At 69.5% G+C, this 12,866-nt stretch carries 13 protein-coding genes; 9 read left to right on the top strand and 4 right to left on the bottom strand.

The window, feature by feature from the left end; genetic code table 11:
• Positions 1-44: 44 nt before the first annotated feature.
• Positions 45-1,175 (bottom strand): DNA polymerase III subunit beta, encoded by a 1,131-nt coding sequence (dnaN, locus tag E4U91_RS17675; protein ID WP_137298467.1) that lies wholly within the window; start codon positions 1,173-1,175, stop codon positions 45-47.
• Between the two features lie 894 nt (positions 1,176-2,069).
• Positions 2,070-4,118, bottom strand: coding sequence for a chromosomal replication initiator protein DnaA (dnaA, locus tag E4U91_RS17665; protein ID WP_137307753.1), 2,049 nt, complete (start codon positions 4,116-4,118; stop codon positions 2,070-2,072).
• A 398-nt stretch (positions 4,119-4,516) separates the two neighbouring features.
• Between dnaA and rpmH the strand changes: the two genes are divergently transcribed.
• The 9 genes from rpmH (at position 4,517) to E4U91_RS17620 (ending at position 11,296) form a co-directional block, all read left to right on the top strand.
• Positions 4,517-4,654, top strand: a complete 138-nt coding sequence (gene rpmH / locus E4U91_RS17660; RefSeq protein ID WP_003956500.1) for a 50S ribosomal protein L34 — start codon at positions 4,517-4,519, stop codon at positions 4,652-4,654.
• A gap of 21 nt (positions 4,655-4,675) precedes the next feature.
• Positions 4,676-5,047: a ribonuclease P protein component gene (rnpA, locus tag E4U91_RS17655; protein WP_137298464.1), complete on the top strand. Its 372-nt coding sequence runs from the start codon at positions 4,676-4,678 to the stop codon at positions 5,045-5,047.
• A complete protein-coding gene (gene yidD, locus E4U91_RS17650) occupies positions 5,044-5,397 on the top strand; it encodes a membrane protein insertion efficiency factor YidD (RefSeq protein ID WP_137307752.1) in 354 nt (117 codons plus the stop codon). Before rnpA ends, yidD begins: the two co-directional genes overlap by 4 nt.
• Before the next feature lie 3 nt (positions 5,398-5,400).
• The gene (gene yidC, locus E4U91_RS17645; protein ID WP_137307751.1) at positions 5,401-6,705 is read left to right on the top strand and encodes a membrane protein insertase YidC; all 1,305 of its coding nucleotides are present in this window, start codon (positions 5,401-5,403) and stop codon (positions 6,703-6,705) included.
• A gap of 15 nt (positions 6,706-6,720) precedes the next feature.
• Positions 6,721-7,233, top strand: coding sequence for a Jag family protein (locus E4U91_RS17640; protein ID WP_137307750.1), 513 nt, complete (start codon positions 6,721-6,723; stop codon positions 7,231-7,233).
• Between the two features lie 119 nt (positions 7,234-7,352).
• Positions 7,353-8,069, top strand: a complete 717-nt coding sequence (gene rsmG / locus E4U91_RS17635) for a 16S rRNA (guanine(527)-N(7))-methyltransferase RsmG (protein ID WP_137307749.1) — start codon at positions 7,353-7,355, stop codon at positions 8,067-8,069.
• A 249-nt stretch (positions 8,070-8,318) separates the two neighbouring features.
• A complete protein-coding gene (locus E4U91_RS17630) occupies positions 8,319-9,392 on the top strand; it encodes a ParA family protein (protein WP_137307748.1) in 1,074 nt (357 codons plus the stop codon).
• Complete coding sequence (locus E4U91_RS17625) at positions 9,389-10,489, top strand: ParB/RepB/Spo0J family partition protein (protein WP_137307747.1); 1,101 nt, start codon at positions 9,389-9,391, stop codon at positions 10,487-10,489. The genes E4U91_RS17630 and E4U91_RS17625 overlap by 4 nt, the downstream gene beginning before the upstream one ends.
• A 189-nt stretch (positions 10,490-10,678) precedes the next feature.
• Positions 10,679-11,296: a GNAT family N-acetyltransferase gene (locus E4U91_RS17620; protein WP_137307746.1), complete on the top strand. Its 618-nt coding sequence runs from the start codon at positions 10,679-10,681 to the stop codon at positions 11,294-11,296.
• A 110-nt stretch (positions 11,297-11,406) separates the two neighbouring features.
• On the opposite strand, the gene trxA is transcribed toward E4U91_RS17620, so the two are convergent.
• Together trxA and trxB are read right to left on the bottom strand one after the other, a co-directional pair.
• Complete coding sequence (gene trxA, locus E4U91_RS17615; protein WP_137307745.1) at positions 11,407-11,736, bottom strand: thioredoxin; 330 nt, start codon at positions 11,734-11,736, stop codon at positions 11,407-11,409.
• Between the two features lie 44 nt (positions 11,737-11,780).
• Positions 11,781-12,752 (bottom strand): thioredoxin-disulfide reductase, encoded by a 972-nt coding sequence (trxB, locus tag E4U91_RS17610; protein WP_137307744.1) that lies wholly within the window; start codon positions 12,750-12,752, stop codon positions 11,781-11,783.
• Between the last annotated feature and the right edge of the window lie 114 nt (positions 12,753-12,866).

Below are 12,866 nucleotides of genomic sequence, written 5' to 3'. Positions count from 1 at the left end.
CGCCCACAGGGGCGGACCGGCACCGTGCACACCTGTGGACGACGTCAGCCGCTGAGCCGCACCGGCATGATCAGGTACTTGTAGGCGTCGTCCGCCTCCGCGTCCAGGGCGGGCCGGCCGCTCAGCAGCGCCGGCTTGGTGGACGTGGTGAACGACAGCTGCGCCACCGGGGAGTCGATCGCGCTCAGGCCGTCCAGCAGGAACGTCGGGTTGAAGGCGATCGAGATGTCGTCGCCCTCCAGCTGGGCGTCGACCCTTTCCACAGCCTGTGCGTCGTCGCTGGAGCCGGCCTCCAGGATCAGCACGCCCTGCTCGAAGCTCAGCCGGACCGGGGTGTTGCGCTCGGCCACCAGCGCGACGCGCTTGACGGCCTCCACGAAGGGCGCGGTCTCGATCACGGCGACCGAGTTGAACTCGGTCGGGAAGAGCGTGCGGTACTTCGGCAGGTCGCCCTCGAGCAGGCGCGTGGTGGTGCGCCGGCCGGCACCTTCGAAGCCGATCAGACCCTCACCGGCACCGGAGCCCGACAGCGCCAGCGTGACGGTGTCACCGGCGCCGAGGGCCTTGGCGGTGTCCAGCAGCGTCTTCGCGGGCACCAGGGCGACCGCGGACGCGTCCGGGTTCTCCGGCTTCCACAGGAACTCGCGGACCGCGAAGCGGTAGCGGTCGGTGGAGGCCAGCGTGACCGTGTCGCCCTCGATCTCGATGCGCACACCGGTCAGCACGGGCAGCGTGTCGTCCCGGCCGGCCGCGATGGCCACCTGGGAGACGGCGGCCGCGAAGACCTCGCCGGGGACGGTGCCCGTGGCGTTCGGCATCTGCGGCAGCGCCGGGTACTCCTCCACCGGCAGGGTGTGGAGCGTGAACCGCGAGGATCCACAGACCACCGTCGCCCGTACACCGTCTGTGGAAATCTCCACCGGCCGGTTGGGCAGGGCGCGGGAGATGTCGGCGAGCAGCCGGCCCGAGACGAGGACCGTGCCCTCCTCCTCGACCTCCGCCTCGACGCTCACCCGTGCCGAGACCTCGTAGTCGAAGCTCGACAGGCTCAGCTGACCGTCCTCGGCCTTCAGCAGCAGGCCGGCGAGGACCGGCGCCGGCGGACGGGCCGGGAGGCTGCGCGCCGCCCAGGCCACTGCCTCCGCGAGTACGTCGCGTTCCACCCGGATCTTCACCGTAAGCCGCCTCCTGCTGTTGCCGGCGCTTCTCGCCCTGCTTCGCTTCGTCGTCTGTCTGGGTGTCGCGGCTCCCTGGGTCGGGAAGGACACCGGGGTCCAGTCTGACGCACCGCACTGACAGTCGGTGCCGCTCGGGGTCAAGTCGTGACGAGGGGCAGCCGGGCACCGGAGGGCGAGTTGTGCACAGGACCCCCTTCGAAGCGATTTCCTGGCTCTTACTAGTCGGGAGTAGTAGTAGGGCCTGTGGAAACCGTGGATAACCTCGTTTGCCCAGGTCAGGGGCGGAATTTTGTCCACCGGGCCTGTGGGCGGAGCCGGTGGACAACTCGGGGCTTCTGTGGAGAACGGAAAGTTCTGCACACCCCGTGCACAGGCCGGGGCGACTTCTCCCCAGCGGCGTCCCCAGGTTTACCCGCCTTTCCCACAGCCCAACCCGGCACCTTCGTGTGACGCCTTTCACTCGACACGGTGAGGAGGCGTGCCGCGTTGCCGAACAGTGGACAGCCATGTGGAGAAGCCGGTGATCGCTGGGGACAACCGGCCCCAGCCTGTGGGCCGCCCGTGGACAACTTTGCGCACAGGCTGTGGATCACGGCGTCGTCCACAGTCTGTGGAGATCCTTCGTCCACGAATCCACAGCCACCTGACCTCGGCTGATGATCCCTCAACAGGCCTGTCTGTGGACAGGATCGGGACAACTTCGCGGTCCCCAGTCTGTGGACGGGAGAAAGTCGCCGAATCTGTGGAGGGAGGCCGTAACCCGGGACGTAATCGAACAGCGGGCGCGGCGGCGGGCGGTCCGCGGACGCGTCCCGGGACGGCCACGGCAGCGAAAAGGCGCCCCCGGAACCCTCCGGGAGCGCCTCACGGGCCGTGGAACCGCCGGCGGCGTCAGCCGTTCTTGATCCGGTTCGTCAGCTCGGTCACCTGGTTGTAGATCGACCGCCGCTCGGCCATCAGATTGCGGATCTTGCGGTCGGCGTGCATGACCGTCGTGTGGTCCCGGCCGCCGAACAGCGCGCCGATCTTCGGCAGCGACAGGTCCGTCAGCTCGCGGCACAGGTACATGGCGATCTGCCGGGCGGTGACCAGCGCGCGCCCGCGCGAGGTGCCGCACAGGTCCTCGACGGTCAGCCCGAAGTAGTCCGCCGTGGCGCCCATGATGGCCGTCGACGTGATCTCGGGGGCCGAGTCCTCGCCGCCGGGGATCAGGTCCTTCAGGACGATCTCGGTCAGCCCCAGGTCCACCGGCTGCCGGTTGAGCGAGGCGAACGCCGTCACCCGGATCAGCGCGCCCTCCAGCTCACGGATGTTGCGCGAGATGCGGGACGCGATGAACTCCAGCACCTCCGGCGGCGCGTTCAGCTGCTCCTGCACCGCCTTCTTGCGCAGGATCGCGATGCGCGTCTCCAGCTCGGGCGGCTGGACGTCGGTGATCAGGCCCCACTCGAAGCGGTTGCGCAGCCGGTCCTCCAGCGTCACCAGCTGCTTGGGCGGCCGGTCGCTGGAGAGCACGATCTGCTTGTTGGCGTTGTGGAGCGTGTTGAAGGTGTGGAAGAACTCCTCCTGCGTCGACTCCTTGTCCGCCAGGAACTGGATGTCGTCGACGAGCAGGATGTCCATCTCGCGGTAGCGCTTGCGGAAGCTGTCGCCCTTGCCGTCGCGGATCGAGTTGATGAACTCGTTGGTGAACTCCTCGGAGCTCACGTAGCGCACGCGCGTGCCGGGGTACAGGCTGCGCGCGTAGTGCCCGATGGCGTGCAGCAGGTGCGTCTTGCCGAGACCGGACTCGCCGTAGATGAACAGCGGGTTGTACGCCTTGGCGGGCGCCTCGGCGACGGCCACCGCGGCCGCGTGCGCGAAGCGGTTGGACGCGCCGATGACGAACGTGTCGAAGAGGTACTTGGGGTTCAGCCGGGCCGTGGGCTCACCCGGTCCGCCGGACGGCGTGGGCTGGGCGGCCGTCGGTCCCGGCCCGCCGGTCCCGCCGGAGGACGGCACAGGGCCGCCCGGACCGCCGCGGTGGCCCGGACCGCCGCCCTGCTCGGACAGCTCGCGCCGGCCGCCGTCCCGCTGGTCGTAGTCGCGCGACGGCTCGTAGTCGCCGCGGGACTTCTCGTACGGCGACTCGTACCCGGTCCGCTCCGGGGGCTTCGGGCGGTAGTCCGAGGAGGGGGCGTCGTAGGAGTCCCGACCGCCGGGGCCGCCGTAGCCGTCCTGGGAGGGCGAGGCGTACGGGTCGCGCTCGGGGAAGCCGAGGCGCTGCTGCTGCCAGCCGTAGTCGTCCTGCTGGGCCCGCGGCCAGGCGCCCGGCTCGGGGCGCTGGTACTCCGAGGGGTAGGCCGGCCGGGCCGAGGGCAGGTCGCGCCCACCGGGACGCTGGTCCCGGCCGCCGGGGTGCTGGTCGCGCCCGCCAGGGTGCTGGTCCCGCCCGCCGCCGTGCTGATCGCCGGGCGGCCCGGGCAGCGGTTCCGCGCGGTGGCGGCCGTACCCCTCGTACGAGCCGTCGTAGGACGTCTCGTACGAGCTGCGGCCGGCGTGGTTGCCGCGGCCCCCGTCGTAAGAGGTGTCGTACGGGCCGGTCGGCAGCTCGGGCTGGGCCGACTCGTCCTCGTAGCGCTGCGGCTGCGGGGCGGAGGGCGCCGGCGGGGCCGGGGGCTCGCCCGCGGAGTCGTCGACGGTGATCGCGATGCGGATCGGACGGCCGCACTCACGGGTCAGGGACTCGCTGACGATCGGCGCGAGCCGGCCCTCCAGCACGTTCTTGGCGAACTCGTTCGGCACGGCGAGCAGCGCGGTGTCCGCGACCAGCGCCAGCGGCTGGGTGCGCCGCAGCCAGTGCTCGTCCTTCACCTCGACGCCCTGGCCGCGCCCTTCCCCGAGGAGTTGCTCCAATACGCGTGGCCACACTGCGGCAAGATCGGCAGGTACGTCAGCCACAGGGCACGCTCTCTCACAGGTCCCACGTTCGTGTGATCGTGGGACGGGTCGGGATGTCGTCGGGTGGACGGGTGGGGACTGATCCGCTGGTGCGGGTCACAAGGGAACGAATCGGAGTCCAGCCACGGTAGTCAGCGCGGCGGGTACGGTTCAAGTTGTTGTCCCCAGGCTGTGGACAGTGTCCCCCGACGGCCGCCGGTTTGACCGGATGGCGTAGCCGCGCGTACCGTAACCAGGTCGAGTTGTCGATGGCTGCTGCCGCCTGCCTCCGATGGGCACAGATCGCTTCAAGGTGATCGGGAAGCGGTGCACTCGGGCGTGACGCGAGCTACTCGTGGGCGCACGGTGACAGCCAGGACGGCACCCCGCCACCACCGATTCTTTTCTGGAGCCCCCGAGTGAGCAAGCGCACCTTCCAGCCGAACAACCGTCGTCGCGCGAAGACCCACGGCTTCCGGCTGCGGATGCGCACCCGTGCCGGCCGCGCGATCCTCGCGTCCCGCCGTAGCAAGGGTCGCGCCCGTCTGTCCGCCTGATCCCGGTCAGGTCATGCCGTCGTGCTGCCCACCGAGAACCGGCTGAGGCGGCGCGAGGACTTCGCGACCGCGGTACGACGAGGGCGCCGGGCCGGACGCCCGACGCTCGTCGTCCACCTACGAAGCGGTGCCACGGACCCGCACGCGCCTGGGGAGAGCGCTCCCCCGACGCGTGCGGGTTTCGTCGTGAGCAAGGCCGTGGGCGGCGCCGTCGTCCGCAACACGGTGAAGCGTCGACTGCGGCATCTCCTGCGTGACCGAGTCGCCCTTTTCCCGCCCGGTAGCCTGGTAGTCGTACGAGCGCTGCCCGGCGCGGGCGACGCCGACCATGCACAGCTGGCCCAAGACCTTGATGCCGCCCTTCAACGGCTGCTGGGAGGGGGCGCGCGATGAAGTACCCGCTGCTGGCTCTGATCAAGCTGTACCAGTGGACGATCAGTCCTCTGCTGGGGCCGGTCTGCAAGTACTACCCGTCGTGTTCCCACTACGGCTACACGGCCATCGACCGGCACGGCGCCATCAAGGGAACGGCGCTCACCGCCTGGCGGATCCTTCGGTGCAATCCGTGGTCGCTCGGCGGTGTGGACCATGTTCCACCGCGCAAGCGTCCGCGGTGGTACGAGATGCTGCGCGACGCCTGGCGTGCACGCAGGGGCGGGCCCTCCGCCGCCGAAACGGCCACCGGGGACAATCGCTCCCCGAGCCCGGCCGCAGAGACACCGTCCCATGCCCAAGGAGCATGATTAGTGGACACGATTGCCAGCCTCTTCAGTTTCATCACGACACCCGTCTCCTGGGTCATCGTCCAGTTCCACAAGGTGTACGGCGCCCTCTTCGGCCCGGACACCGGATGGGCCTGGGGCCTGTCCATCGTGTCCCTGGTGATCCTGATCCGCATCTGCCTGATCCCGCTCTTCGTGAAGCAGATCAAGGCGACCCGGGCCATGCAGACGCTGCAGCCCGAGATGAAGAAGATCCAGGAGCGCTACAAGAACGACAAACAGCGCCAGTCCGAAGAGATGATGAAGCTGTACAAGGAGACGGGTACGAACCCGCTCTCCTCGTGCCTTCCCATCCTGGCGCAGTCCCCGTTCTTCTTCGCCCTGTACCACGTGCTCAACGGCATCGCGTCGGGCAAGACCATCGGCGTCATCAACGACTCGCTGCTGGAGAGCGCGCGCAACGCGCACATCTTCGGCGCCCCGCTGGCCGCCAAGTTCAAGGACGGCTCCTCCACCATCGAGGCCCTCGGCGCCTCGGTGACGGACGTGCGCGTCGTGACCGTCATCATGATCGTCCTGATGTCGGCCTCGCAGTTCTTCACCCAGCGCCAGCTGATGACGAAGAACGTCGACACCTCGGTGAAGACGCCGTTCATGCAGCAGCAGAAGATGCTGATGTACGTCTTCCCGCTCATGTTCGCCATCTTCGGCATCAACTTCCCCGTCGGTGTCCTCGTCTACTGGCTGACCACCAACGTGTGGACCATGGGCCAGCAGATGTACGTCATCCACAACAACCCGACCCCGGGTTCCAAGGCCCAGGCCGCGTACCTGGAGCGTCTGTACAAGCGCGTCACGCACCACGGCGGCACCCGCGGACGGGGCGAGCGGGCCATCGTCAAGGCCATCGTCGCCAAGGGCCGCGACCGCAACGAGGCCGAGCGCAAGTTCATCAACGGGCTGAGCAAGGCGGGTCTCGCCGCCCAGGTGGACGGGACCATCGTCAAGAGCGAGGCCCGGGCCGTCGAGGGGACCGAGGACGGCGGGACCACCGCCGCGGCCGCCGCCAAGCGCCAGCAGCCCAAGCGGCAGTCCAAGTCCCAGCGCCAGTCCACCGTCAAGGCGGCCGGCGAGCCCACCACCTCGCTGTCCAAGTCCGACGACGAGCCGCTGGACGACGAGCCGCCCGCTGCCGCTGCCCCGCAGGCCGCCCCGAAGCAGCCCACTGCCAAGCAGCCCGCCGCCAAGACCGGCGGTGGCCGCAGCAAGGCGCAGTCCGGGCAGCGCAAGGGTGGCCCGCAGCGCCCCAAGTCCCCGTCCAAGAAGTAAGAAGGAGCCCATCCCGTGACGGAAGGCACCACCTCCGCTGCCGCCGAGGGTGCAGACACCCTGACCCGCCTGGAGCAGGAGGGTGAGATCGCGGCGGACTACCTCGAGGGTCTGCTGGACATCGCCGATCTCGACGGCGACATCGACATGGACGTCGAGGCCGACCGTGCCTCCGTGTCGATCATCAGCGACGCGGGCGGCCGCGACCTCCAGAAGCTGGTCGGCCGTGACGGCGAGGTGCTGGAGGCGCTGCAGGAGCTGACGCGTCTGGCCGTGCACCGGGAGACCGGCGACCGCAGCCGGCTGATGCTGGACATCGGGGGCTACCGGGCCACCAAGCGCGCCGAGCTGTCGGAGCTGGGCGCCAAGGCCGCGGCCGACGCGAAGAACAGCGGCGAGCCGGTCAGGCTGGAGCCCATGACGCCGTTCGAGCGCAAGGTCGTCCACGACGCGGTGAAGGCGGCGGGTCTGCGCAGTGAGTCCGAGGGCGAGGAGCCGCAGCGCTTCGTCGTCGTGCTCCCCAACTGACTCGGTACTGCACCACCCCGCGGCCCCGTCTGTTGCGCAGGCGGGGCCGCTCTTTGTCAGCCTGATAGTTCTGATGACCGGCGTGAGAAGCGCCGGTGCGGTACGGAAGGACGGTCCCCGTGACGGAGGCAGCGGAGCTCCCCCCTGCGCCCGAGCAGGCTCGCGAGGTATTCGGTGATCGCTTCGCTGATGCGGTCCGGTACGCCGAGCTGCTGGCCGAGGCAGGCGTGCAGCGTGGGCTGATCGGCCCGCGGGAGGTGCCCCGCCTGTGGGAGCGGCACCTGCTGAACTGCGCGGTGCTCTCCGAGGTCGTGCCCGAGGGTGTGACCGTGTGCGACGTCGGCTCGGGAGCCGGACTCCCCGGTATCCCCCTGGCGCTCGTCCGGGAGGACCTGAAGATCACGCTGCTGGAGCCGCTGCTGCGCCGCACGAACTTCCTCACCGAGGTCGTCGAGCTGCTCGGCCTCGACCACGTGACCGTGGTGCGCGGTCGCGCCGAGGAGGTCATGGGCAAGCTGAACCCGGTCCACGTGGTGACGGCCCGGGCCGTGGCGCCCCTGGACCGGCTGGCCACCTGGGGCATTCCGCTGCTGCGTCCCTACGGCGAGATGCTCGCCCTCAAGGGGGACACGGCGGAGGAGGAACTCAAGAGCGCGGCGACCGCACTGAGCAAGCTCGGCGCCGTCGACACTTCCGTCGTGCAGGTGGGCGAAGGCGTCGTGGATCCCCTGTCCACGGTCGTCCGCGTCGAGGTCGGGGAAAGCCCGGGCGGTGTGCGCTTCGCGGCCAAGCGAGCGAAGGCCGCGCGGACCGGACGGACGCGTCGCCGACGCTGACCCGTACTCCACACAAGCTGCCCCACCCTTGCCTGACGGAGTGTCGCGACCATCCGGTCGTCGGCGCTGTGCATCGTGTTTCACGTGAAACGTCGCTCACTGCTGCACGGCATCATCAGTCGGGGCCGCGCCGCGGCCGACCCCCGCGACCGCAAGCCTCTTGGGTCCCTCGATGAGGGGGCGGAGTTGTCCACAGAGGTGGATTTCTCCACAGAACACCAGGCCTCACTGGTTCATGACCCCGAAGGCATGGGAGGCTCTGTTCATTGCGAGCCTGAAGTCGAGGAGAGTGAATCCTTGCGGTCCGACGCCAACATCGCGGGACCGATGACCGATCCGGTCCCCGGTCCCCGTACCGAGTCGATGGGGGAGGATGTTTCACGTGAAACACCGCCCCCGATGGACGACACTCCGATCGGTCGTGCTGCCCAACTGGCGGTAGAGGCTCTGGGCCGTGCCGGCGAGGGCCTGCCACGGCCCGAGCAGACACGCATCATCGTGGTGGCCAACCAGAAGGGCGGGGTCGGCAAGACCACGACCACCGTGAACCTGGCTGCCTCCCTGGCCCTGCACGGGGGCCGCGTCCTGGTGGTCGACCTGGACCCCCAGGGCAACGCGTCCACGGCTCTCGGGATCGACCACCACGCCGAGGTTCCCTCCATCTACGACGTGCTGGTGGACAGCAGGCCGCTCTCCGAGGTCGTCCAGCCGGTCCCCGACGTCGAAGGTCTCTTCTGCGCGCCCGCCACGATCGATCTGGCCGGTGCGGAGATCGAGCTGGTGTCCCTGGTGGCCCGCGAGAGCCGGCTCCAGCGGGCGATCCAGGCGTACGAGCAGCCCCTGGACTACATCCTTATCGACTGCCCGCCCTCCCTCGGCCTGCTGACCGTGAACGCCCTCGTGGCGGGGGCCGAGGTCCTCATCCCGATCCAGTGCGAGTACTACGCGTTGGAGGGCCTGGGACAGCTGCTGCGCAACGTCGACCTGGTACGGGGGCACCTCAACCCCCACCTGCACGTGTCGACCATCCTGCTCACCATGTACGACGGCCGGACGCGCCTCGCCTCCCAGGTCGCGGAAGAGGTGCGCACCCACTTCGGTGACGAGGTGCTGCGGACGAGCATTCCCCGCTCCGTCCGCATCTCCGAGGCGCCGAGCTACGGACAGACGGTGCTGACCTACGATCCCGGATCGAGCGGTGCCCTGTCGTACCTTGAGGCGGCACGAGAGATCGCGCTGAAGGGTGTCGGCGTCAGCTACGACGCCACCCACGCCCATATCGGCGCCCAGAACAATCCGAGCATGGTGGAGGGGATCCAGTGAGCGAGCGACGGAGGGGGTTGGGCCGTGGGCTCGGCGCGTTGATCCCTGCTGCTCCGACGGAGAAGAACCCGGCCTCGGCAGCGGTGGGAAGCGGCGCACCCGTCTCCCCGGCTGCCGTCCCGGTGCTGACGGACCGCGGAGTGGCCGCCGCCAGGGTGGCGACGCTGCCGCCGGTTCCACGTGAAACCACGGAGGGACCGTCGACGAACGGCGCCGCAGAGGTCCCCGCGCCTCCGGTGGGCGCGCACTTCGCGGAGCTCCCGCTCGACGCCATCACCCCCAACCCGCGTCAACCGCGTGAGGTCTTCGACGAGGACGCGCTCGCCGAACTGATCACCTCCATCAAGGAGGTCGGCCTCCTCCAGCCCGTCGTCGTACGGCAGCTGGGCCCCGAGCGCTACGAGCTCATCATGGGCGAGCGGCGTCTGCGGGCCAGCCGTGAGGCGGGGCTGGAGGCGATCCCGGCGATCGTCCGCGAGACGGACGACGAGAAGCTCCTCCTGGACGCGCTCCTGGAGAACCTCCACCGGGCGCAGCTGAACCCGATCGAAGAGGCGAACGCCTACGAGCAGCTGCTGAAGGACTTCAACTGCACCCATGACCAGTTGGCGGACCGCATCGGACGCTCCCGTCCGCAGGTCTCCAACACGCTGCGCCTGCTGAAGCTGTCGCCGGCGGTACAGCGTCGGGTGGCGGCCGGGGTCCTCTCGGCCGGACACGCGCGGGCACTGCTGTCGGTGAACGACCCGGAGGAGCAGGACCGGCTGGCCCACCGCATCGTCGCCGAGGGGCTGTCGGTGCGGTCGGTGGAGGAGATCGTGACCCTGATGGGGTCCCGGCCGCAGTCGGCGCAGCGAGCCAAGGGGCCACGGGCCGGCGGCCGGGTCTCCCCGGCGCTCACCGATCTCGCCACCCGGCTCTCGGACCGCTTCGAGACCCGGGTGAAGGTCGACCTGGGGCAGAAGAAGGGGAAGATCACCGTCGAGTTCGCCTCCATGGAGGACCTGGAGCGCATCCTGGGCACGCTCGCCCCGGGCGAGGGGCCGGTGCTGCCCAAGGGCCTCGCGGAGGGCGGCTCCGACGAAGCGGAGTCCTGACCGGGCGTCGGCCGGGCGGATGCCGCCCGGCCGACGCGGAGCGGGCCCTGTCCGGTGTGTACCGGAACAGGGCCCGCTCTTTGCTTTTCGTCAGTTTCGACGCAAACGCATCGTGGATACGCTCAAGGAACGGAGTTCTCCAACGGCCGTCCGCGGTGGCGCGGGCGAAGGAAGCGAGGAACAGCCTTCATGGGCCGACGGCTCGTACCGCTCACGCTGGACAACCTCCAGGACCTCCCCCAGCGCTGCGGCTCGTGCGTCTTCTGGGAGCTGGACCCCGTCAGCGGCGAAGCAGCGGTGAAGGGCGGCACGGCCACGCTGGAGAAGGAGGCCTGGATCTCCGCCGTACTGCTCGACTGGGGCTCCTGCGGCCGGGTCGTCTACGTGGACGACGCTCCCGTGGGTTTCGTGCTCTACGCCCCGCCCGCTTATGTGCCCCGGTCGTCGGCGTTCCCGACCAGCCCGATCTCCCCGGACGCGGTGCAGCTGATCACGGCCTTCATCGTGCCGGGCTACCAGGGACAAGGACTCGGCCGGGTGATGGTGCAGACGGTGGCGAAGGACCTGCTCCGCCGGGGCTTCAAGGCGATCGAGGCGTTCGGCGACGCGCGGTGGAAGGAGCCCGCCTGTCTGCTGCCGGCCGACCACCTCCGGGCGGTGGGCTTCAAGACGGTGCGGTCCCATCCGGCCCACCCGCGGCTGCGGCTGGAGCTGCGGTCCACCCTGTCCTGGAAGGAAGACGTGGAGATGGCGCTCGACCGGCTCCTGGGAGCGGTACAGAAGGAACCCGTGCTGCGGCCGCTCTGAGCGCGGTGGCTGACCGAGCATGACGAAGGGGCCGCCCCAGCGGGGCGGCCCCTTCGTTCGTCACCGTGTTTCACGTGAAACATCGGGCCGTCGGCGGACGGCTCCGGGGGTCACTCGGCGATGAAGTCCGCGAGGTCGCGCAGGAGCGCGGCCTTCGGCTTGGCGCCGACGATGGTCTTGGCGACCTCGCCACCCTGGTAGACGTTGAGCGTCGGGATGGACATGACGCCGTACTTGGCCGCGATCCCCGGGTTCTCGTCGATGTTGAGCTTGACGATCTCGATCTTGTCGCCGTGCTCAGCGGCGATCGCCTCGAGCGACGGGGCGATCTGGCGGCACGGACCGCACCAGGCGGCCCAGAAGTCCACCAGGACGGGCTTGTCGCTCTTGAGGACGTCCTGCTCGAAGGAGTCGTCGGTCACGTTCTTCAGGTCGGCCACGGCGGGCTCTCCTTCACTGGTCGGTGCGTGGGGCGGAAGGGGGATCAGACGGAGGTCTTCTCGGGCTCGGCCTGCTGCTCGGTATCGGCCAGGGCGGCGAGGTACCGCTCGGCGTCCAGAGCAGCGGAACAGCCGGTGCCGGCGGCGGTGATCGCCTGGCGGTAGGTGTGGTCCACCACGTCGCCCGCGGCGAAGACACCGGTCACATTCGTCCGCGTGGACGGGGCGGCGACCTTGAGGTAGCCCTCCGCGTCCAGGTCGAGCTGGTCCTTGAAGAGCTCGGTGCGCGGGTCGTGGCCGATCGCGATGAACAGGCCGGTCACCGGCAGGTCCGACAGCTCGCCGGTCTTGAGGTTGCGCAGCTTCAGCCCGGCCAGCTTCGGGTCGCCGTGGATCTCGGCGACCTCGCTGTCCCAGATGAACTTGATCTTCGGGTCGGCGAAGGCACGCTCCTGCATCGCCTTGGAGGCGCGCAGGGTGTCCCGGCGGTGCACGATGGTCACGGACTTGGCGAAGCGCGACAGGAAGGTGGCCTCCTCCATCGCGGTGTCGCCGCCGCCGATCACGGCGATGTCCTGGTCCTTGAAGAAGAAGCCGTCACAGGTGGCGCACCAGGACACACCGCGGCCGGAGAGCGCGTCCTCGTTCGGCAGGCCGAGCTTGCGGTGCTGCGAGCCCGTCGTGACGATGACGGCCTTGGCGCGGTGGACGGTGCCGGCGGTGTCCGTGACGGTCTTGATGTCACCGGTGAGGTCGACGGAGACGATGTCGTCCGGGACGAGCTCGGCGCCGAAACGCTCGGCCTGGGCACGCATGTTGTCCATGAGCTCGGGCCCCATGATGCCGTCCTGGAAGCCCGGGAAGTTCTCGACCTCGGTGGTGTTCATCAGCGCACCACCCGCGGTGACAGCACCCTCGAACACCAGCGGCTTCAGCGACGCGCGCGCGGTGTAGAGCGCCGCCGTGTAGCCGGCGGGCCCGGAGCCGATGATGATCACGTTTCGGACGTCGCTCACGGCTGGATTCCTCGTCTCTGGTCTACGTCAGTTCGACCGGTGGGAGTTGCTCTGAACTCTCACCCCACCCAACGGATCCTAAGGGGCGTGCATTCCCGGTGTGTCCGGGCACAC

The sequence above is a fragment of the Streptomyces lasalocidi genome (genome assembly GCF_005280215.1).
GTDB classification, from domain to species: Bacteria; Actinomycetota; Actinomycetes; order Streptomycetales; family Streptomycetaceae; genus Streptomyces; species Streptomyces longwoodensis.
The sequence above is the reverse complement of the archived record's forward strand: the minus strand, read 5'-3'. Positions and strand labels throughout refer to the sequence as shown.